General features: G+C 28.0%; 27 protein-coding genes. 23 read left to right on the forward strand and 4 right to left on the reverse strand.

Going from position 1 to position 19,800, the window contains the following annotated elements:
* The first annotated feature begins 8 nt into the window (after positions 1-8).
* The gene (locus L8T90_RS01875; RefSeq protein WP_263736549.1) at positions 9-245 is read left to right on the forward strand and encodes an acyl carrier protein; all 237 of its coding nucleotides are present in this window, start codon (positions 9-11) and stop codon (positions 243-245) included.
* On the opposite strand, the gene L8T90_RS01880 is transcribed toward L8T90_RS01875, so the two are convergent.
* Entirely contained in the window at positions 242-991 is a 750-nt protein-coding gene (locus L8T90_RS01880) for a hypothetical protein (RefSeq protein WP_263736550.1), read from the reverse strand. The two genes, L8T90_RS01875 and L8T90_RS01880, sit on opposite strands and share 4 nt — an antisense overlap.
* Before the next feature lie 16 nt (positions 992-1,007).
* Entirely contained in the window at positions 1,008-2,210 is a 1,203-nt protein-coding gene (locus tag L8T90_RS01885; RefSeq protein WP_263736551.1) for a DUF2920 family protein, read from the reverse strand.
* Between the two features lie 58 nt (positions 2,211-2,268).
* Between L8T90_RS01885 and L8T90_RS01890 the strand changes: the two genes are divergently transcribed.
* From L8T90_RS01890 to L8T90_RS01965, 16 genes are read left to right on the forward strand one after another with little or no spacing between them, the layout of a single operon-like run.
* Entirely contained in the window at positions 2,269-3,765 is a 1,497-nt protein-coding gene (locus L8T90_RS01890) for an amino acid adenylation domain-containing protein (protein ID WP_263736552.1), read from the forward strand.
* The gene (locus L8T90_RS01895) at positions 3,752-5,056 is read left to right on the forward strand and encodes a YeiH family protein (protein ID WP_263736553.1); all 1,305 of its coding nucleotides are present in this window, start codon (positions 3,752-3,754) and stop codon (positions 5,054-5,056) included. Before L8T90_RS01890 ends, L8T90_RS01895 begins: the two co-directional genes overlap by 14 nt.
* A 9-nt stretch (positions 5,057-5,065) precedes the next feature.
* A complete protein-coding gene (locus L8T90_RS01900; protein ID WP_257939294.1) occupies positions 5,066-5,872 on the forward strand; it encodes an AAC(3) family N-acetyltransferase in 807 nt (268 codons plus the stop codon).
* 16 nt (positions 5,873-5,888) lie between these two features.
* A complete protein-coding gene (locus L8T90_RS01905; RefSeq protein ID WP_263736554.1) occupies positions 5,889-6,476 on the forward strand; it encodes a hypothetical protein in 588 nt (195 codons plus the stop codon).
* A gap of 10 nt (positions 6,477-6,486) precedes the next feature.
* Positions 6,487-7,407, forward strand: a complete 921-nt coding sequence (locus tag L8T90_RS01910) for a ketoacyl-ACP synthase III (RefSeq protein WP_263736555.1) — start codon at positions 6,487-6,489, stop codon at positions 7,405-7,407.
* On the forward strand, positions 7,404-7,634 hold the full coding sequence (locus L8T90_RS01915) for an acyl carrier protein (RefSeq protein WP_263736556.1): 231 nt from the start codon (positions 7,404-7,406) through the stop codon (positions 7,632-7,634). The genes L8T90_RS01910 and L8T90_RS01915 overlap by 4 nt, the downstream gene beginning before the upstream one ends.
* A gap of 13 nt (positions 7,635-7,647) precedes the next feature.
* The gene (locus tag L8T90_RS01920; protein ID WP_263736557.1) at positions 7,648-7,872 is read left to right on the forward strand and encodes an acyl carrier protein; all 225 of its coding nucleotides are present in this window, start codon (positions 7,648-7,650) and stop codon (positions 7,870-7,872) included.
* Positions 7,869-8,849, forward strand: a complete 981-nt coding sequence (locus tag L8T90_RS01925; RefSeq protein ID WP_263736558.1) for a hypothetical protein — start codon at positions 7,869-7,871, stop codon at positions 8,847-8,849. The genes L8T90_RS01920 and L8T90_RS01925 overlap by 4 nt, the downstream gene beginning before the upstream one ends.
* Before the next feature lie 2 nt (positions 8,850-8,851).
* Positions 8,852-9,643, forward strand: a complete 792-nt coding sequence (locus L8T90_RS01930; protein ID WP_263736559.1) for an AAC(3) family N-acetyltransferase — start codon at positions 8,852-8,854, stop codon at positions 9,641-9,643.
* On the forward strand, positions 9,640-10,332 hold the full coding sequence (pseF, locus tag L8T90_RS01935) for a pseudaminic acid cytidylyltransferase (RefSeq protein WP_263736560.1): 693 nt from the start codon (positions 9,640-9,642) through the stop codon (positions 10,330-10,332). The genes L8T90_RS01930 and pseF overlap by 4 nt, the downstream gene beginning before the upstream one ends.
* On the forward strand, positions 10,329-11,153 hold the full coding sequence (gene pseG / locus L8T90_RS01940; protein ID WP_263736561.1) for a UDP-2,4-diacetamido-2,4,6-trideoxy-beta-L-altropyranose hydrolase: 825 nt from the start codon (positions 10,329-10,331) through the stop codon (positions 11,151-11,153). Before pseF ends, pseG begins: the two co-directional genes overlap by 4 nt.
* On the forward strand, positions 11,150-11,656 hold the full coding sequence (gene pseH / locus L8T90_RS01945; protein ID WP_263736562.1) for a UDP-4-amino-4,6-dideoxy-N-acetyl-beta-L-altrosamine N-acetyltransferase: 507 nt from the start codon (positions 11,150-11,152) through the stop codon (positions 11,654-11,656). Before pseG ends, pseH begins: the two co-directional genes overlap by 4 nt.
* Entirely contained in the window at positions 11,656-12,276 is a 621-nt protein-coding gene (locus L8T90_RS01950; RefSeq protein WP_263736563.1) for a formyltransferase family protein, read from the forward strand. The genes pseH and L8T90_RS01950 overlap by 1 nt, the downstream gene beginning before the upstream one ends.
* A gap of 29 nt (positions 12,277-12,305) precedes the next feature.
* Positions 12,306-12,899 (forward strand): class I SAM-dependent methyltransferase, encoded by a 594-nt coding sequence (locus tag L8T90_RS01955; RefSeq protein WP_263736564.1) that lies wholly within the window; start codon positions 12,306-12,308, stop codon positions 12,897-12,899.
* A gap of 6 nt (positions 12,900-12,905) precedes the next feature.
* On the forward strand, positions 12,906-13,664 hold the full coding sequence (locus L8T90_RS01960; protein ID WP_263736565.1) for a hypothetical protein: 759 nt from the start codon (positions 12,906-12,908) through the stop codon (positions 13,662-13,664).
* Positions 13,665-13,676: 12 nt separating this feature from the next.
* The gene (locus tag L8T90_RS01965; protein WP_263736566.1) at positions 13,677-14,456 is read left to right on the forward strand and encodes a sulfite exporter TauE/SafE family protein; all 780 of its coding nucleotides are present in this window, start codon (positions 13,677-13,679) and stop codon (positions 14,454-14,456) included.
* On the opposite strand, the gene flhB is transcribed toward L8T90_RS01965, so the two are convergent.
* Positions 14,448-15,524, reverse strand: coding sequence for a flagellar biosynthesis protein FlhB (flhB, locus tag L8T90_RS01970; protein ID WP_214125024.1), 1,077 nt, complete (start codon positions 15,522-15,524; stop codon positions 14,448-14,450). The two genes, L8T90_RS01965 and flhB, sit on opposite strands and share 9 nt — an antisense overlap.
* Positions 15,525-15,700: 176 nt before the next feature.
* Positions 15,701-16,297 (reverse strand): peroxiredoxin, encoded by a 597-nt coding sequence (locus tag L8T90_RS01975; RefSeq protein ID WP_087699604.1) that lies wholly within the window; start codon positions 16,295-16,297, stop codon positions 15,701-15,703.
* 184 nt (positions 16,298-16,481) lie between these two features.
* Between L8T90_RS01975 and L8T90_RS01980 the strand changes: the two genes are divergently transcribed.
* The 6 genes from L8T90_RS01980 (at position 16,482) to L8T90_RS02005 (ending at position 19,800) form a co-directional block, all read left to right on the forward strand.
* Positions 16,482-16,766, forward strand: coding sequence for a DUF362 domain-containing protein (locus L8T90_RS01980; protein ID WP_263736567.1), 285 nt, complete (start codon positions 16,482-16,484; stop codon positions 16,764-16,766).
* 141 nt (positions 16,767-16,907) lie between these two features.
* Entirely contained in the window at positions 16,908-17,321 is a 414-nt protein-coding gene (gene ndk / locus L8T90_RS01985) for a nucleoside-diphosphate kinase (protein ID WP_173786824.1), read from the forward strand.
* Positions 17,321-17,674: a DUF177 domain-containing protein gene (locus L8T90_RS01990; RefSeq protein WP_263736568.1), complete on the forward strand. Its 354-nt coding sequence runs from the start codon at positions 17,321-17,323 to the stop codon at positions 17,672-17,674. The genes ndk and L8T90_RS01990 overlap by 1 nt, the downstream gene beginning before the upstream one ends.
* A gap of 14 nt (positions 17,675-17,688) precedes the next feature.
* Positions 17,689-17,835: a 50S ribosomal protein L32 gene (rpmF, locus tag L8T90_RS01995; protein WP_012662034.1), complete on the forward strand. Its 147-nt coding sequence runs from the start codon at positions 17,689-17,691 to the stop codon at positions 17,833-17,835.
* 5 nt (positions 17,836-17,840) lie between these two features.
* Entirely contained in the window at positions 17,841-18,830 is a 990-nt protein-coding gene (gene plsX, locus L8T90_RS02000) for a phosphate acyltransferase PlsX (RefSeq protein WP_263669153.1), read from the forward strand.
* Entirely contained in the window at positions 18,817-19,800 is a 984-nt protein-coding gene (locus L8T90_RS02005) for a beta-ketoacyl-ACP synthase III (RefSeq protein ID WP_263736569.1), read from the forward strand. The genes plsX and L8T90_RS02005 overlap by 14 nt, the downstream gene beginning before the upstream one ends.

The following is a 19,800-nucleotide window of genomic DNA, read 5'->3' on the forward strand; positions in this document are numbered from 1 at the left end:
AAAAATTTATGGAAATTTCAACAACCGTCATCAAAACTTTATTTAAAAATATAGAACGAGATGACATAAACGAAGATACAAAAAATTTAGTCGAAGATGACATCATTGACAGCGTCGATATAATGAAGCTTATAATGGAAATTGAAAAAATCTTCAATAAGCCACTGAATGCTAAATTTATCACGCCAGATAATTTCAAAGATTTTCAAAGCATTCAAAAAATGCTCACACAAGCCTTAAATTAATCTTTGAAATATTTATAAAATCTTTCTTGATATTTTTGTTCTAAAATATCATATAGATTTTGAACCTTATTGATAAAATCATCATTTTTATATGCTTTTAGGGTTATTGAATTTAATTCTTGCATGGCAAAAAAATCATATTTTTCATTTTCAGACATTTCATCTAAATATACTTTTTTTCCATAATACTCATAAGTATATTTTTTTAAAGCCTCTTCTATGTATTCTAAAATTTTAAAAATAAATATCATAATTGGTTCTTGTTGTAGTATTTTTGTATTTTGGTCAAATTCATTGATAAAATCTTTATCTGCTGTATGTGTGATAGTGCAAAAATTATTTTTTTTATTTTTATAGAAAATATCAAACAAAGCACAAGGTTTTACACCTAAAAAATTACCGTCAAAATCAACCTTTGGATAATAAGGATACAGTTTGCATATTAAAGGTCTTAAATTATGTGGATTACACAAACCACCTAAAGAACACTTAACAAAATACACCACAAATTTTTTCCTATTTTTTAACTCATATATTACCTTATTATGATTGTCAAGATAATTATTTCCTGCTTTCAACAAAGATAAATACTCAGCTTCTACTACCGGTAAAACAACATCTTTAGAAGTGTTAAATTTAAAATACCTTGCATAAATATTATGGCAACATCCACCATCACATGTAGTGTAACATTTTGGGGCGAAAATAAATTCTTTATCATGTAGGGTGTCAAAAAAATTATCCATATTTTCCTTCTTTTGTCTAAATAATATTCAATTCAAATTTATTATCAATATCTTTAAAAATAAATTTCCTATTTTCACAAGGATAGCAAATTTCATCATATTTGATTTTAAAATTCTTATCTCGAAATTTCTCAAGTATTTTAGGCAATTCTTTTTTAAATAATGCTTTTATAGTAATACCTCCGCCATGATCTGAATGTTTAATAAATCTACCGTCAATATCTATATCTTTAATTAATTTAAAATCTACATTATAACCTAATAGTTGATATATTTGTATCAACTGAATTTTATCTTTTACAGGACTCATCAAATCAATAGAGCTATGATAGCTTACGTATTCTATAGTATTATTTTTTTGAGCCTGTATACTCAAGTGGATTGGATTAAGCAAAGCTCTAATCAAATAATTTTCATTTTTAAAACAAAAAGGCGAATTAGGGTTGGTATTCCAATATGTTTTTAAATAACAACCAATTGAAATATTTTTCTGTTTGATGTTAAATTCCACTTGATTTAATTCTCTGCCTATAATATATCTTAACAAAAGCAAAGCTTCCCCGGAATTGTCTAAAACAGCATTTACATGCCAAGGAGCTATTTTGGAAATCAATAACGACAGATAACCTCCATAAGAGCATCCTCCATATATTTTAGGCAAGTATTGAAATTGTGGATATTTTTTGCAAATATCCTTTAAAACATTAATATGATCAATTGCTGCCATTATGCCATAATTTTGATACTCATTATGTGGCGGTATTAAAGTTGAAGTAATACTAACTTGAAAATCGCTATTGATTTTAGACTCATCTTTTAATTTTTGAATATGTTGATCTAAAATATTTATATAATATCCCGCAGAATCAATATGCAAATCCTTATTGTTTATTTGCATATCCAATATAACTCTTTTTAAGCTTAATAAATCTTCTTCCAAAACCATTAATTTTGCACTATATTGTTTCTCATCGCTCAGTCTTGTTCCAAAACACCAATATACAACATTAACAACAATTACATCAAATTTTTGAGCAATATATTGCCTATCAAACTCCATCATAGATATACTTGATCCATATGCGCCTATCATAAAAACAATAGCTTTCATTTGTTTACTATCATCATAAGTAATTCTATATTCTAACTTACTTTCTCTTTTTACATTTAATTCAACATCATCACAAGAGTCTATGAAATAGATTTGATTAACAAGCATAATTTTCTTTCTTAATTATAATTTATGCTATTATAACTAAAATTTTTCAAGGAAACTCATGATAACCCACGTCGATGATTTTTTACAAGAAAGTGTTGCTAAATTTAGAAGTAAAAATGCTTTTGTTGAGTTTAATGGTAGAAGTATAAACTATAAAGAATTTGATGATTTAAGTAAAAAAATAGCAAGTAAAATTCTTTCTAAGCTTCCTACTAAAAGTACACAAGAGCCTGTATTAATAATACTTCCTAAAGGGATTGATTGTTTGATTTCTTTTTTTGGTGTAGCAAAAAGTGGAAATTTTTATACGCTTTTAGATGAAAAAAGTCCTAAAGAGCGTGTAGAAAAAGTTATAGAAGTTTTAAAACCAAAGCTTTTAATCACTTCTAAAAAGTTAAATTTAGATTTTAATCTTGATACCATTTTCACAGAAGATTTTGAAAATTTTGATATAAACGAAAATACTTTAGAAAAAGCTTTAGACAATCACATAGATACTAATTTACTTTATGTCTTTTTTACAAGTGGAAGCACAGGAACCCCAAAAGGAGTAAGTATAAGCCATAAAAGTGTTATTGATTATACTTTTTGGGTATGTGAGACTTTTAAACTAGATCATGAAGATATACTGGCTAATCAAGCACCATTTTACTTTGATAATAGCATATTAGATATATTTAGCTGCGTTAAAATGGGTGCTACGCTTCATATACTGCCAAATCATCTTTTTGCTTTCCCAAATAAAATTTTAGAGTATTTAGAACAAGAAAAAATAACAACAATTTTTTGGGTGCCTTCTGTGCTGATTTATTTTGCTAATACTAATGCAGTAGATAGTGCCAAATTAAAAAATTTAAACAAAATTCTTTTTTGTGGTGAAATCATGCCAAATAAACAACTCAACATTTGGCGTAAATACCTTCCTAGTGCTTTATTTGCTAATCTTTATGGACCTACTGAAATTACCGATGTATGCTCTTTTTACATAGTTAATAGACAATTTAGTGATGATGAGCTTTTACCTATAGGAAAAGCTTGTAAAAATACTCAGCTTTTAGTCTTTGATGAGAATTTAAATTTAATTACTCCAAGTCAAGTGGGAGTTAAAGGAGAGCTTTATGTAAGGGGAACTTGTCTTTCTTTAGGGTATTACAACGATAAAGAAAAAACAAAGCAAGCTTTTGTGCAAAATCCTTTGCATGATAATTACCTAGACTTACTTTATAAAACAGGTGATGTGGTAGCTTATAATGAATTTGGCGAACTTTTATGTTATGGAAGGATAGATCATCAAATCAAATATATGGGTCATCGTATAGAACTTGGAGAGATAGAAAGTATTATAAATTCTCATGAGAATATAAGAAATTGTGCTTGTATTTTTAAAGAAGAAATTATTTGTTTTTATGAAAGCAAGGAAGAGTTAGATTTTAAAAACTTTTTAAAAGATAAACTCCCTGCTTACATGATACCTAAGAAATTTGTTAAAATAGAACAATTTGCTTTAAATGCAAATGGGAAGATTGATAGGAAGGTTTTGAGTGGAATGGTTTAAAAAAGAAGATATTCAAGCAATTTTCATAAGTTCTTTTATTGTAGTTATAATATCTATATTGTGGATGTTCGACTTAAATTTTATTTATAAGTTTATAGATATTAAATTTGCATCTTGGAATTTTGATAATATCTTTGAAAAAATATCCTATTTTAGCATTTTTAATATTATATTATTTTATATATTTTTTGCTTTATGTTTTACTTTTGCTTTTGTTTTTATGAAATATAATATCAAAAAATACCTCACAAACTTCAGTATTATTTTTATACTTTCTATTTTAACTAACTTTATTAGCGCTCACGAATTTGCTAAAACTTGGCAATTAGAAACACCACTAATAGCCTTAATTATAGGACTTTTAATAGGAAATATCTTCCATACTCCCAAATGGTTTAAAGACACCTTGACTACAGAATTTTATGTCAAAATAGGCATTATACTCATGGGAGCAACCTTACCGCTAACTTTAATCATACAAGCAGGCTCTATAGCGATCATACAAGCTTGTATAATCACAATTATCACTTTTTTCTCTATATTTTTTATCGCTACTAAATTTTTTAAACTTGATCCTAAATTTGGAGTAACATTAGGTGGGGGAGGATCTATATGTGGAGTAAGTGCTGCCATAGTTATAGGAAATGCTGCAAAAGCCAAACAAGAACATATTTCAATAACAATTAGTATAGTAGTATTTTGGGCAATATTAATGATACTATTTTTACCATTTTTGTGCAAAATTTTAAATTTAGACCCTGGAGTTGCTGGAGCATGGATAGGCACATCAGAATTTGCTGATGCAGCGGGAATAGCTGCTGCATCAGCCATAGGAGATGAAAGAGCTATAGCAGCTTTTACTCTAATAAAAGTGCTAGGTCGTGATATGTTTATTGGTATTTGGGCTGTTTTGGTGGCTTTTCTTTCTATAACTTTTTGGGAAAAGAAAAATAACGAAAAAACCGATATAAAACTAATATGGCAAAGATTTCCTATTTTTATAGCGGGTTTTATATTTATGTCTATTTTTACTACATTTTTTATAATTTCTTTACAAGATCATGGTAAAATTTATCAAAGCGAAGTTTTATCAAGTATAAAAAATTTTAGAAATTGGATTTTTACTTGGACTTTTTTATGTATAGGTTTAAGTGCAAATATTAAACAAATTTTATTACTAGGATACAAGCCTCTAATAGCTTTTAGCTTGGGTGTTATGATTAACCTTCCTTTAGGTTTTATACTATCTAATTATATCTTTGTTGATTTTTGGAAAAATTTTTTAAAATAAGGATTATATATGGATTATAAATTACAAGATTTAAAAAACACACTAATTCAAAATATTAATCCTGAACATGAAGTAGTATTTATTGCTGGAAATTTAGCAAATTTTGGACGTTTTGACTCAAATAACAAAAAAGATTTACTTGATTTAATCATAGAAAGTATAATGCAAGCTAGCAATGAAAAAAGCACCATAATGACTCAAACTATGAGTTTTCAAATTTGCAATACAAATACTCCATTTCATCGTTACACATGGGCAAATTTAGGCGCTTTTGGTAATTATTTATTAAATCTTGATGGTAGTATAAGAAGTTTACATCCTTTTGCTTCCTATACAGCATTTGGTAAAAATGCAAAGATTTGCGATTGTCAAATTCCTTTTGCATATGGCTTACAAAGCCCATATGATAATATGCTTAAATATGATAATATTTTAATGATAAGTATGGGTATGAAGCCAAATATGACTTGCTCCATAGTTCATCATGCAGAATTTAATATGCATGTTCCTTATAGATATATCAAAGAATTTAATCATCCCATACAGTTAAATGATGAAATTACTTATAAAAAATTTTATCTTCATGTATTGTATAAAGAATATTGTGGGGAAAACTACAAAAGAAATCTTAATATTAATTTTTTTAACTACTTTTTGCAAGAAAAAAAAGCCATAATCAAAGAATTTTCTTTAGGAAAAAATGCCATTTATATTTATAATTATAAAGATTTTTACAATTCTTGCATAGAATATCTCCAACAAAACATTTATGCTTGGATGAGCGAAGAACCTGAACTAAAACCATTTATATTTTAATTTATAAGGAAAATAAATGCTAAAAGAATTAGAATTTAATTTTAAAGAAAATCGTAATTATATACATGGTCCAGATATTTACAATGCAATATTATCTTTATACAAAGATAATATTGCATCAAATTTTGAACTATCTTTTCATAATATAGCACATAATAATCTCATCTTAAGCGATATTAAACCTGATAATTTACAAGAATTAAGATTTATTTGTAATTTTTTAAAAAAAGATTCTTCTTTTTGTTGTTTATATGGAATTGACAACCCGCTTTCTAAACCGACGCTTTCTAAACCTTATTTAGAAGAAAGTATTACAGAAAATATTACAATTAATTATACTGAAAAAAGTATCATTTTAAATAATCCTAGTGTTTTTACTTATATGGAAGAGATTGTTGCTTTAAACAAATATTTACTAACAAAATTGTTTCATGAGGTTAAAGGAAAATGGTATTTTTCAAAATTGCAATTCCAAAACATTCCATTAGAAAAATCTTATCCTATTAAGATTGTTTTTAAAAGCAATTTTAATTTTTTAATTGTAAAAAGTGAAATTTATTTTAATGATAAATTTATGGGATTTATTTATTTTAGTTTAAAATAAAGGTATGTTAATGCTAGGTATTTCTGATATAGGAACTTATATTTGTTCTGATAAAATTTCTAATTTTGATAGAAAAACAGATTTTGATATCAATGATGAGTTTATTAAAGAAAAAATAGGCTTTCAAAGTCTTAGTAAAAGTTCAGATGAAGAAAAAACTTCTACCTTATGTTTAAAGGCATTTGAAAAAATAAAACACAAAATTGATTTATCTAATATTGATTGCTTGGTTTTAATTTCACAAAACCCCGATGTAAAAATTCCACATACTTCAGCAATTTTACATAACAAATTAAATCTTTCCAAAAATTGCGCTTGTTTTGATGTGGGGCTTGGATGTAGTGGCTATGTATATGGACTTTCTATTATACTTTCTTTTATGCAAAATAATAACCTAAAACACGGTTTGTTATTTACCTGCGATCCTTATAGAAAAATTATAGATAATAATGATAAAAATACTTCTTTATTATTTGGTGATGGAGCAAGCGTAAGCTATATAAGTAAAGACTATAAATATAAGATAAAATCATTTAAATTTGGAACCGATGGTAGTAAATACACAAGCATTCTTTGTGAAAAAGATATATTATCTATGAATGGACGCGGAGTGTTTGAATTTAGCGCTACTACTATACCAAAACATATAATGGATTTTTTACAAGAAGAGCAAATAAATCTTAATAACATAGATCGTTTTATTTTTCATCAAGGTAGTAAATATATAGTTGACACTCTTAGACAGCGATTAAAATTAGATGAAGAAAAAGTTCCATTTGACGCAAATTTTTATGGCAATACCGTTTCTTCTTCAATACCAATTTTATTAGAAAATGAATTTCAAAAAGAAAAGTGCTATAATAATATATTAATTTCAGGATTTGGCACAGGTCTTTCTTGGGCTAGTGCTATATTACAAGGAAAAAAATGAAAATTGAAGCTAAAGATATTTTAGAAATATTAAAAGAAGTTGGTGTTTTAGTTGATATAAACACACTAGAAATAAACAAACCTTTAAAAGATCAAGGGATAGACTCTTTAGATATGGCAAACCTTTTCTTAAACTTACAAGAAAAATATAATATTGAAATTCCTATGGAAGATACTGAAAAATTAACTTCTATAGAAAATATAGAGCAATATATAAAATTGAAATAATATAGGAGTTATCATGGATATAATCCAAGAATGTTTTAATAATATAGGAAGATCTGATATAAATAAAAACTCAAAAAACCTTCTTAGTGATGGAATCATCGATAGTATGGATGTTATTTCTTTGGTTAGTGAAATAGAAAAATACTACAAAAAATCACTAAATTCTAAATTTATCAAAGCTGAAGCGTTTGAAAATTTTGAAAGTATAGCCAAAATGATTTCCAAAGCAATGGTATGAGTGTAATGATATTTAATCAACACAATATAAAAATGGTATCATTGGTTTTACCAGAAAAAAAAATATTTAAAGAAGAGTTTAATTATCTCAATGAGACTAAAATAACAAAAATAAAAGAAAATTTAGGATTTGATTGTCATTATATTGCAGATAGTAAAACCTATTCTAGCGACCTTGCTATAAAAGCAATAAGTAAAATTTTAGAAAACTTTGATAAAAGCCATTTGGATATGCTAATATCTATTACCCCTTCTCCGGATTTTTTAGCACCTCAAACAGCTAATATAATACACAAAAAACTACAGTTATCAGATCATACCATATTATTAGATAAAACTGGATTTTGCTCTTCGGTTTTACAAGGTTTATTTTTTGCGTTTGTTTTTTTAGATAATCCAAATATAAACAATATCATATTAACTTACAGTCAAACAGTTAGTAAAAAAATTCAAGATGATAATTTTTACAGAAATATAAGTGATAATGCTTGTGCTTTTTTAATTCAAAAATCAAATAGTCCATCGAAAAATATTTATGCTGAATTAAATTTAACATCTTTTACTGAAAAAGAAACTATTCCAATTGAAGCATATAAACAGGGAGCTAGTTATTTTTATGTAAACAATGGAATTTTTTTTGAAGAATCTCAAGTAAATTATCCTTTATTCTACAAAAAATTGATGTTAAAAACAAAAGAAATTGAATATTATTTCTTGCACTCTCCTAATCAGTTTTTTTACAAAAAAATGGTAGAAAATCTTTCAATACCTTGCAATAAACTTCCTAAAAAAATGGCGTATAATTTTTTTGGCTCTTTGGGTGCAAATACAATTTTTTTTGATTTACATATTAACAAAGAATATATTTTTGATGGTTCTGATAAAAAATTGTTTTTAGGGTCTCAAGGCGGAGGTATAACATTAAATGCTCTTACCTTAAATTTATCAAATTTTAATAGTACACTCATTTATCTATAAAAATGCAACTACTTCAAAGCAAAAATAAAATTATAAAAAGAAAAGATCTTATTGATACATTAAGAAACAAGGTTGGTATTCAACACGGTGATACAATATGTATTCATTCTAGTCTATTACACCTAGGAACACCCTTACTTCCTAAGGACATGTTTTTAAAAACCATAATAGAATCTTTTTACGATGCTGTAGGAAAAAAAGGAACTATGATTATGCCCACTTTCACATATAGTTTTTGCAAAAATCAAGTATATAATAAATTACAGTCTAAAAGCACAATGGGAGCTCTTAGTGAATTTTTTCGGACACAAGAAAATGTAACAAGAACAAATGATCCAATATTTTCTTTTGCAATTAAAGGCGAAAGAAAACAATACTTTTTAAAAAATACTACAAGTTGTTTTGGAGAAAATTCTGTCTACGATATGCTTGCTAAAGAAAATGGCAAAATAATTCTTTTCGGAACAGAGGAAAGTGGATATACTTTTTCACATTTTATAGAAGAAAAAATTCAAGTTCCATATAGATATTACAAAACTTTTAGTGGAAAAATAATAGATGAAAATAATCAATCATATAACCGAGATATAAAATATTATGTTAGAGATACCTCAAAAAATAAATCAAAATTATTACTTTATAACCAAATTGCCTTATTGCAACTAACTAATAATTTTAAAAAAATAACATTTGCAAATTCACATATTATTTCTATTAATGCAAAACAGTGGCTTGATGATTTTTCATCTCTCATTCAAAAAGATTATTATATCCTAGTAAGAGAGCTAATATGAATCTTTGTATTATACCAGCGCGTGGTGGTTCTAAACGCATTCCTAGAAAAAATATCATTGATTTTTTAGGAAAACCTTTGATTGCTTATAGCGTAGAAAGTGCTTTAAATTCAGGCATTTTTGATGATGTGATTATCTCAAGTGATGATGATGAAATCATCGAAGTAGCTTTAAAATATGGCGCAAAAGCTCCTTTTGTGCGCAAAAAAGAATTAAGTGATGATTATACAAGCTCAACTGCTGTAATCCAAGATGCTATCATTACCCTAAAAATGCAAGATAAAATCTATGAAAATGTATGTTGTTTATATGCTACTGCACCACTTATAGATGAGTTTATCTTACAAAAAGCTTTTAAGCAATTTATTCAAGATGGGTGCAAATTTTTATTTTCAGCTTGTGAATTTGAATACCCTATACAAAGAGGTTTTTACCTTGATGAACAAAACAAAGTTTATATGTTTGATGAGTCAAATTATCACAAACGTTCACAAGATCTTACTAAAGCTTATCACGATGGCGGTGCATTTTACTTTGGTAAAAAAGAAGCATGGCTAGAAGAAGATTTTATGTTTAAACCTCATTCTAAAGCCTTTTTACTTCCAAGGAATAAAATTTGCGATATTGACACCTTTGAGGACTTAGAATTTGCTAAAATACTTTATCAATTCAACAAAGGTAAAATTTGAAAGTTCTTTTTAGAAGCGATAGTTCTAGCGCTATAGGACACGGACACATTAAAAGAGATCTTTTGCTAGCTAAACAATACCAAGATGTATCTTTTGCTTGTTTACCACTAAAAGGCTCTTTAATAGATGAAATTCCTTATCCTGTGTATGAGTTAACAAGTGCTAGTATATATGAACTCATCAATCTCATCAAAAAGGAAAAATTTGATCTTTTAATCATTGATCATTATGAGATCACTGCAGATGATGAAAAACTCATAAAATTAGAAACAGGAATTAAAATTCTTAGCTTTGATGATGAGATAAAAGAACATTTTTGCGATATTTTACTTAATGTCAATGCTTATGCTAAAGAAAGTGATTATGAAAATTTAGTGCCAAAATATTGTGAATTAAGATGTGGTTTTTCCTATGCTCTAATACGCGATGAGTTTTATCAAGAAAGCAAGACAAAAAGAGAGAAAATTTATGATTATTTTATCTGTATAGGAGGAAGTGATCCAAAAAACATTTCCTTTGATATAGCAAATAAACTAAATAAAAATGAAACTATCATCATAGCTACCACAAAAGCAAATTCTCATCTAAATTCACTTCAAAAATTAAGCCAAAAAAACCCTAATATACAAATTCTAATAGACCAACCTAACCTTGCTAGATTGATGAATGAAAGTAAAAAACTCATCATTAGCGCAAGCTCATTAGTTAACGAAGCTTTGATTTTAAAAGCAAATTTTAAAGCCATAGCTTATGCTAAAAATCAAGAAAAAATTGCAACTTGGCTTGCTAAAAAAGGCTATGAAGTGGAGAGTTTTATATGATAGTTTTAAAAGATTTTATCCACTTAAATCAAGAAGAAATCAAGCTTGTTTTAAAATGGCGAAATAATGAAAGTATTGCTAAATTTATGAAAACACAAAATATCACTTTAAAAGAGCATTTAAGCTTTTTATCTAGCCTAAAAACAGATACAACTAAAAAATACTTTTTAGTTTATGATAGCAAACAAGCTATAGGCGTAATTGATTTTATCAATATAACTAACAATTCATGCGAATTTGGACTCTATGGTATAAAAAAAGGTGTAGGCGAACTTTTAATGCAAGAAGTTAAAAACTATGCTTTCAATGTTTTAAAAGTTCAAACTTTAAATGCTTGTGTTTTCAAAGAAAACACAAAAGCTTTAAATTTATATTTAAAACATAAATTTAAAATAATCAAAGAAAATAATAATTTTTATCTCATGTTTTTATTTTTGGATATTATGGGGGGGGGTAAGCTTAATACTTCTTATAACTTTACCTTTCTTGAAAAGGTAGCATAATGAAAATAGCTTTACTTACTTCGCCTAATCAATGGTTTGTACCCTATATTAAAAAACTACAAAAATTAATACCTAACTCTTTGGTATTTTACAAGCATGAACAAATAAGGGATTATGATATAGTTTTTATACTTTCCTACCACCGAATAATCTCGAAAGAATTTTTAAGCAAAAATAAAAACAACATTGTCATACATGCTTCAAATTTACCACAAGGTAAAGGATGGGCTCCTCTTTTTTACCAAGTTTTAGAAGGAAAAAATGAAATTACTTTTACTTTATTTGAAGCAGATGAAAAAACAGATAATGGTGATATATATTTACAAAAAACACTGGTTTTAAATGGCTTAGAACTCTATGAAGAACTAAGAGACAAACAAGCAAATTTTACCATAAAATTATGCCTTGATTTCTTAAGAAAATTTCCAAATATAACAAAAATACCCCAAAAAGGAAAAGAAAGTTTTTATCCAAAAAGAACTCCAAAAGATCACGAACTTGATATTAATAAAACTATAGAAGAACAATTCAATCTTTTAAGAATTTCTAATAATAAAGAATTTCCTGCTTTTTTTTATAAAAATGGAAAAAAATTTATTATAAAAATTTATTTAGAATAGTTAAGTATAATACTTAGCAAGGAATAAAAATGAATAATGAACTTTGGGAAAAAATTTATAAAGAACGTTCAAGATGTATTTTGTATCCTAATGAAAATTTTGTTAGTTTCTTTTATAGAAATTTTATAAACAAAAATTTAGAAAATATCAATATACTTGAAATAGGATGTGGTTGGGGAAATAATCTAAAATTTTTAAAACAAGAAGGATACGATCCTATCGGTACAGATTTTTCTCAAGAAGCCATAGAACACTTAAAAAAGCAAAACTACAATGTATTTTGTGAAGATATTTCCAAAATAAACATGGAAAAATATCACTCTAAATTTGATTTAATTTATGCTTGCGGTGTTTTAGAATGCAATGATATAATAAATATCCAAAAAATTTTATTATTTTGCAATATAGCATTAAAAGACAATGGAAAATTATATATCTTTAGTACTAATAATGATTTTTATGATAAAGCTTTAGCACCTACACCTATAACACAAGAAATATTTTTAAGTGCTTTAAAACAAAATAACATCAAATTTAATGATATACAAATTGATTATTTAACAAAAACTTTTAATAATCAAACACAGACTATAAAATTAATAGAAATTATATGTACAAAGTAATTTACCATGAGTAAAAAAAATAATTTTTTTAAAAAAATACAAGAAACAGAATTTATTTTTTTTAAGGAATGTTACACTACTTGTGATGGTTATTGTTGTAAAAATTTTCATGCGGATAATTTTAAATTTCTCAATCAAGATGATGTTATCATACCTTTGCTGGAACCAGAATTTCAATCGATAAATAATTTCTCAGATAAAACATTTTTAAATTTTAAAGAAAAAATTTTTACACTAGATAACAAAAAGAAAATAAAAATATATTTTCTCAAATGTTCATCTAAAGGACTATGTCATCCTCATTGCATCAGACCTTTAATTTGTAAAATTTATCCTTATTTTCCTATAGTTAATTTTGATGGAGATTTTTTAGGTGTGCGAGAGTGTGCGTTTCTTGATCTATTTTATAAAAATGAAAAAAACCATCCTTGTACTTTAGTTCGCCAACACAAACAACAATTAGTTCATGATTTTAAGCAAAGTACAGAATTTCTTAGACGACAGCCAATTATGATTTTTGTATTTATGGTTTTAAAATATTTAGATGAAGCTTTAATGTTGTATTTTAAAAAATCTTTAAATGATAAAATTTACCTTGATGAATTAGATGAAAAACACAAGCAAAAATTTTTTGAATTATACGAAAATAATGCTCTAACATTTAATGCATGGAAAACACAAGAATTTAAAAACAATATTAGCAACACTTATAAGATATTAGAACAAAAATATGGCGAAGAATTTACTCAATATTTTTTTGATTAAAGCGTATAGATTATGGATTTAACTTTACTTCCTTATATGATTATAGGGATTTTTTCAGGTATGGCTTCAGGGGTTTTTGGCATAGGCGGTGGTATGATTATCGTTCCTTTCATGCTTACTTTAGGGCTTAGCTCTCACCATGCTGTTGCAATTTCTGTTGTACAAATGATTTTTGCTTCTATTTTTGGTTCCTATTTAAACTATAAAAAGAAAAATTTAATCTTAAAAGATGGACTTATCATAGGATTTGGAGGCTTTTTAGGTGCGATGTTTAGCGGGCTTTTACTCTCGTATTTTTCAGATATAACTTTAACAAGTATTTTTCTATGCGTGAGTATTGTATTCTTTTTAAAATTTGCTTTTAATCAAAAAAGCACCATTGGAAACATCAACCACTCTAATATCTTAAAAAATTCTATTTTGCTAATTTGTGGTGTATTTACAGGAATTTTTGCTATATCTTTAGGGATTGGTGGTGGGCTTTTAATCACCCCTATTTTGGCTTATTTTTTAGGCTATGATACCAAAAAAGTAGTGCCGCTTAGCTTATTTTTTGTGATTTTTGCTTCCATTTCAGGGATTAGTTCTTTTATATATAATGACATCATTGATAAAGAAGTCTTACAAAATGGAAGCTTAGTAGGACTTAGCTCTATGCTAGGGGTTTATCTTGGAATTAAAATCATGGAAAAAATCAACCTCAAATCCCACCGCATAGCACTTTTAGGCATCTACACTCTTTCTATAACTATGACTATTATAAGCTTGATTAAAAAGCTAAATTTATTTTAATCTATCAGCAAATTTTTGTCTATTAGAAGTATAGACAAAGCTTAAAACTTCCGCCACTGCTTTAAAAAGCTCTGGCGGAATAAGATCATTTACCTCACATGCTTTATAAAGTTCTCTTGCTAAAGGAGGGTTTTCATAAATCATCACATTATATTCATATGCCATATCTTTTATACGCAAAGCTAAAAAGTCCACTCCTTTAGCTAAAACTTTTGGTGCAGCTTCTTTAGAGCTATCATAACGCAAAGCAACCGCATAGTGAGTAGGGTTAGTAATCACCACATCAGCACTAGCGACATCTTGCACCATTCTGCGTCTTGCTGCTTCCATTTGCAAACGACGAATTCTTCCTTTTACCAAAGGATCTCCTTCGCTTTGTTTGTATTCATCTTTGATTTCTTGTTTGCTCATGCGTAAATTTTTAAAGTACTGATACCTTACCAAAAGCACATCTAAAAGTCCAATAATCAAAAAAGCTATAATCACAATAGCCGCAAGTATAATAGCCTTATCCCTAAGCCATAAAAGTTGTGGATAAATCGTATAAAGCTCTACTCTAGGAAGTTCTTTCATAAATTGCAATAAAAAAACAAAAGCTATTCCAAAAACCACTCCAACTTTAAGAGTAATTTTTAAAGCTTCAATGATTTTTTTCAAAGAAAAAAGATTTTTAAGACCATTAATAGGGTTAATTTTGTTAAAATTTGGAGTGATGGGCTTGGTGGTAAAAATAAAACCAAATTGCATTAAATTTCCAAGCACACCTGCAACCATAATCGTTAAAGTAATAGGTAAAACCATAATAAACATTTCTATCATAGTTTTTATAATAATTTTTTGCAAGATTTTTAAATCAAGTTCTATACCTATAAAACTTTGATAAAACCTATATAAACCACTAATTCTCTCACCTATAAAAGGTAGCATAAACAACACCACAACCACAGCTATAACAAGTACAGCCACAGCGGATGCATCTTGACTTTTTGGGACATTACCCTCTTTACGAGCATCTTCTATTTTCTTGGACGTGGGTTCTTCTGTTTTTTCTTGATCATCAGCAGCCATAAAAAACCTTTAAATTTTTAAAGCAAAATTATAGCATTTAATCCACAAGTATCAACAAATTTAAACTATTTTATTTGTTAAAAATTTTGATTTTAAATTTTAAAAGTATTAAATATAAAAATAAATGAGTAGAATAAATAAAATATTAAAAGCCTACATAAGCAGGCTTTTAGTTTTTATAGTTTACCTTCGTTTTTGCTTAGATAATCAGCAACACCTTTAGGGTCAGCTTTCATACCTTCATCACCTTTGTTCCAGCCAGCTGGGCAAACTTCACCATGTTCATTAGTAAATAACATAGTATCAACCATTCTAATCATCTCATCAATGTTTCTTCCAAGTGGTAAGTCATTGATCACTGCATGACGAATTGTTCCATCAGCATCAAGTAAGAAAGAACCTCTTAAAGCAACTGCCTCTTCAAATAAAACATCAAAATTTCTAGCAATTTGTTTAGTTAAATCAGCTACTAAAGGAAATTTAACTTGACCTATACCACCTTGATTTACTGGCATATTTTTCCATGCAAAGTGAGAAAATTCATTATCGCAAGATACGCCGATTACTTCAATACCTCTATCTTTAAAATCTTGATATCTTTTATCAAAAGCAATGATTTCAGACGGGCAAACAAAAGTAAAGTCTTTTGGATAGAAAAATACTACCGCGCCTTTTGGTCCTATATTTTTATAAAGATTAAAATCTTCAACTATTTGGTTATTTCCTAATACAGCTGGTGCTGTAAAATCAATAGCTTTTTTAGTAACTATCATTTTTTATCTCCTAATTAATAAATTTTATTTGTAACAAAATAATATCATTTGTAAATTTAAAAATTTATTAATTGTGTAAAATTATCCATAATTTAATTTTATTATCAAAATTAATAGATTTTAAGAATAAAATTAACACAATTTTGATAATCTTGCATTCAACATTAATATTAAGGAGTAAAAAATGGCAGTTAAAATTACTGATATTTGTATAGCATGTGGTTCTTGTATAGATGAATGCCCAGTAAGTGCGATCGTAGATGATGCAAATAATCCTGAGGGCGAAGACAGATATTATGTTTATGCAGATAAATGTGTTGAGTGTGTAGGACACAATGATCAACCAGCCTGTGCAAGTGCTTGCCCAACCGATGGTTGTATTGTATGGAGTGATGTAGTAGGTGATCAACCAAGTCGTGATAACATCGGTAGTGATTTAAGAGACGGTTCAACTCCAGTATTTGCTTAATAAATTTTAATGTAAGTATCTTGATTTCAAGTTACTTACAAACCCTTCAATAACTCTAAACTTTTATATAAATTTAAAGCATTTTTTGGTATAATTAGCTCTTTTATAAATATAAAACTTATTTAAATTAAGGGGACGATTTTGGAAAAAACACTTTCTATTATTAAACCTGATGCAGTAAAAAAAGGTGTTATTGGTCAAATTTTAACACGCTTTGAAAACAATGGTCTAAGAATAGCAGCAACAAAAAAAATACAGCTTTCAGAAAAAGAAGCGCAAGAATTTTATGCTGTACACAAAGACAGACCTTTTTTTAAAGATTTAGTTGAATTTATGATCAGCGGTCCGGTTGTGGTTTCTGTTTTAGAAGGCGAAAATGCAGTATTAAAAAACAGAGAATTAATGGGTGCTACAAATCCAAAAGAAGCAGCTCCTGGTACTATTAGAGCAGATTTTGCAGATAGTATTGATGCAAATGCAGTTCATGGAAGTGATAGCTTAGAAAATGCAAAAATTGAAATAGAATTTTTCTTTTCAAAAACTGAAATTTTATAATGAAAATTGCCTTTGCAAAACTTAGCTCTGCGGCTTATCCTTTTAAGCTAGATCTTGATAATATAGTTTTTGAAGGAACTATTACAAAAGTTAATCCAAAATTAGCAAAAATAAAAGCTAATTTCAAAGGATTTACTTATAGAAACTGTGATCGATGTGGCGATGAAATGGAGCTTGAAATCGATCAAAATATAGAGCTTTTTGCAAGCGATGGAATTTTTAAAGATGAAAATAATACTTTAAGTGATACTATGGAGTTTTTTGACTCTCATATAGATTTAATAGAACTTGCCACAAGTGAGTTACAATCTTATTTAAGTGATTATTTTTATTGTAATAAATGTTTAAATTAATAAAGGAGTAAAAAATGGCAGTACCTAAGAGAAGAGTGAGTAAAACTCGTGCAGCAAAACGCAGAACTCATTATAAAGTTACCTTACCTATGCCTATAAAAGACAAAGATGGTAGCTATAAAATGCCTCACCGTGTAAATCCAGTAACTAAGGAATATTAATAACGATGACAAGCATTGCTATTGATGCAATGGGTGGTGATTTTGGGGAAAAACCTATTATAGAAGGTGTGATTCAAGCTCTAAAAGAGCGTGAATTTAAAGCTATCTTGGTAGGGGATCCTCAAAAACTAAAAACCTTGATTCCTCAAGAATTAAACTCATACATAGAATACGAAGAAGCTTTTGATGTGTTTGCTATGGATGAAAATTCCACAGATGCACTAAAAAGAAAAGATAGTACTATTTACAAAGCCATTGATTTAGTAAGAAATCAAAAAGCAAAAGCTGTTGTTTCTGCTGGGCATAGTGGAGCTACTATGAGTTTAGCTACATTAAGGCTTGGAAGATTAGCAAATATTGCTAGACCTGCAATTGCTACTTTAATGCCAAATATCCATTCAAGAACACTTGTACTAGATGTTGGAGCAAATGTTGATTGTAAAAGTGAGCATTTATTTCAATTTGCTATTATGGGTGAAGCCTATGCTAAAGAGATTTTAAAAATTGCCAAACCTAGAGTTGCTTTACTATCAAATGGCGAAGAAGAATGTAAGGGAAATGAGCTTACCAAAGAAACTCATCAACTCTTAAAGCAACTTCCAAATTTTGTCGGAAATGCCGAAGGTAGAGATATCTTTAATGGTACTATAGATGTATTAGTATGTGATGGATTTAATGGGAATATTTTACTTAAAACCGGCGAAGGTGTAGCAAGTGTTATCACAAAGCTTCTAAAACAAGAAATTCAAAAATCTTTTTTAGCAAAACTAGGCTATCTTTTAGCAAAACCAGCTTTTAATGAACTAAAAACTCATATTGACTATGAAGAATACGGTGGAGCTCCACTTTTGGGTGTAAAAGAATGTGTCATTATAAGTCATGGAAAAAGTGGTCCAAAAGCTATAAAAAATGCTATTTTTCAAGCATTAAATTTCGCACAATCAAATATAAATCAAACTATAGAAAAAGAACTTTCTAATTATGAAATCAACTAAAGCTTCCTTAAAAAGTATAGCTTCTTATATCCCTACAAAAACTCTGAGTAATTTTGACTTAGAAAAAATGGTTCAAACTAGTAATGAATGGATATTAAGAAGAACTGGTATAGAACAAAGACACATAGCAAATGATGATGAGAATACAAGCGATCTTGGTACTAAAGCAGCTATTAAAGCCATACAAAGAGCTAATTTAAATCCTCAAGATATAGATGCGATCATCGTAGCTACTTTAAGCCCTGATTATTTTACCATGCCATCAACTGCATGTAAAATCGCTCATAATTTGGGCTTAAAAAATATCACCGCTTTTGATATTTCTGCCGCATGCTCGGGATTTATTTATCTTTTAGAGCTTGCAAAATCTATGGTTGAAAGTGGTACTAAAAAAAATGTATTAATCATAGGGGCTGAAAAAATTAGTTCTATTATGGATTATACTGATAGAAGCATTTGCGTGCTATTTGGTGATGGAGCTGGGGCTGGAGTTGTGTCATTAGATGATAATTTTCCTATTATAGATACTCATACTGCAAGTGATGGGGAATTTGGAGATTTATTAATGACTCAAAGAGCTCAAAAAAGTAGTATCTGCTCTCCACTTTCCATGCAAATGAAAGGAAATGAAGTATTTAAAATCGCCGTGAATACTCTAAGTAATGATGTTGTTGAAATTCTTGCAAAAAACGATATAAAAAGCGAAGAAATTGATCTTTTTATACCTCATCAAGCTAATTTAAGAATTATCAAGGCCGTACAAGAAAAATTAAACTTCAAAGACGAACAATGCGTAGTTACTGTTCAAAAATATGGCAATACCTCAGCTGCTTCAATTCCTATGGCAATGAATGATGCTTACGAACAAGGTCGTTTAAAACAAGGTTCATTAATATTGCTTGATGCTTTTGGTGGTGGTTTCACTTGGGGTTCAGCATTGCTTCGTTTTGGTGGAGAAAGTAACAAATAA

The organism is Campylobacter sp. RKI_CA19_01121, assembly GCF_025771295.1.
In the GTDB taxonomy this organism is placed as follows: Bacteria; Campylobacterota; Campylobacteria; order Campylobacterales; family Campylobacteraceae; genus Campylobacter_D.

Bases quoted from the DNA above. Each gene is read 5' to 3' on its own strand.
- L8T90_RS01930 (WP_263736559.1), top strand. From the start codon at position 8,852: ATGCAACTACTTCAAAGCAAAAATAAAATTATAAAAAGAAAAGATCTT.
- L8T90_RS01915 (WP_263736556.1), top strand. From the start codon at position 7,404: ATGAAAATTGAAGCTAAAGATATTTTAGAAATATTAAAAGAAGTTGGT.
- L8T90_RS01875 (WP_263736549.1), top strand. From the start codon at position 9: ATGGAAATTTCAACAACCGTCATCAAAACTTTATTTAAAAATATAGAA.
- L8T90_RS01920 (WP_263736557.1), top strand. From the start codon at position 7,648: ATGGATATAATCCAAGAATGTTTTAATAATATAGGAAGATCTGATATA.
- L8T90_RS01990 (WP_263736568.1), top strand. From the start codon at position 17,321: ATGAAAATTGCCTTTGCAAAACTTAGCTCTGCGGCTTATCCTTTTAAG.
- L8T90_RS01910 (WP_263736555.1), top strand. From the start codon at position 6,487: ATGCTAGGTATTTCTGATATAGGAACTTATATTTGTTCTGATAAAATT.
- L8T90_RS01885 (WP_263736551.1), bottom strand. From the start codon at position 2,210: ATGCTTGTTAATCAAATCTATTTCATAGACTCTTGTGATGATGTTGAA.
- L8T90_RS01955 (WP_263736564.1), top strand. From the start codon at position 12,306: ATGAATAATGAACTTTGGGAAAAAATTTATAAAGAACGTTCAAGATGT.
- flhB (WP_214125024.1), bottom strand. From the start codon at position 15,524: ATGGCTGCTGATGATCAAGAAAAAACAGAAGAACCCACGTCCAAGAAA.
- L8T90_RS01965 (WP_263736566.1), top strand. From the start codon at position 13,677: ATGGATTTAACTTTACTTCCTTATATGATTATAGGGATTTTTTCAGGT.
- L8T90_RS01980 (WP_263736567.1), top strand. From the start codon at position 16,482: ATGGCAGTTAAAATTACTGATATTTGTATAGCATGTGGTTCTTGTATA.
- L8T90_RS01880 (WP_263736550.1), bottom strand. From the start codon at position 991: ATGGATAATTTTTTTGACACCCTACATGATAAAGAATTTATTTTCGCC.
- L8T90_RS01950 (WP_263736563.1), top strand. From the start codon at position 11,656: ATGAAAATAGCTTTACTTACTTCGCCTAATCAATGGTTTGTACCCTAT.
- pseF (WP_263736560.1), top strand. From the start codon at position 9,640: ATGAATCTTTGTATTATACCAGCGCGTGGTGGTTCTAAACGCATTCCT.
- L8T90_RS01905 (WP_263736554.1), top strand. From the start codon at position 5,889: ATGCTAAAAGAATTAGAATTTAATTTTAAAGAAAATCGTAATTATATA.
- L8T90_RS02005 (WP_263736569.1), top strand. From the start codon at position 18,817: ATGAAATCAACTAAAGCTTCCTTAAAAAGTATAGCTTCTTATATCCCT.
- L8T90_RS01960 (WP_263736565.1), top strand. From the start codon at position 12,906: ATGAGTAAAAAAAATAATTTTTTTAAAAAAATACAAGAAACAGAATTT.
- plsX (WP_263669153.1), top strand. From the start codon at position 17,841: ATGACAAGCATTGCTATTGATGCAATGGGTGGTGATTTTGGGGAAAAA.
- L8T90_RS01925 (WP_263736558.1), top strand. From the start codon at position 7,869: ATGAGTGTAATGATATTTAATCAACACAATATAAAAATGGTATCATTG.
- L8T90_RS01975 (WP_087699604.1), bottom strand. From the start codon at position 16,297: ATGATAGTTACTAAAAAAGCTATTGATTTTACAGCACCAGCTGTATTA.
- rpmF (WP_012662034.1), top strand. From the start codon at position 17,689: ATGGCAGTACCTAAGAGAAGAGTGAGTAAAACTCGTGCAGCAAAACGC.
- L8T90_RS01900 (WP_257939294.1), top strand. From the start codon at position 5,066: ATGGATTATAAATTACAAGATTTAAAAAACACACTAATTCAAAATATT.
- L8T90_RS01890 (WP_263736552.1), top strand. From the start codon at position 2,269: ATGATAACCCACGTCGATGATTTTTTACAAGAAAGTGTTGCTAAATTT.
- pseH (WP_263736562.1), top strand. From the start codon at position 11,150: ATGATAGTTTTAAAAGATTTTATCCACTTAAATCAAGAAGAAATCAAG.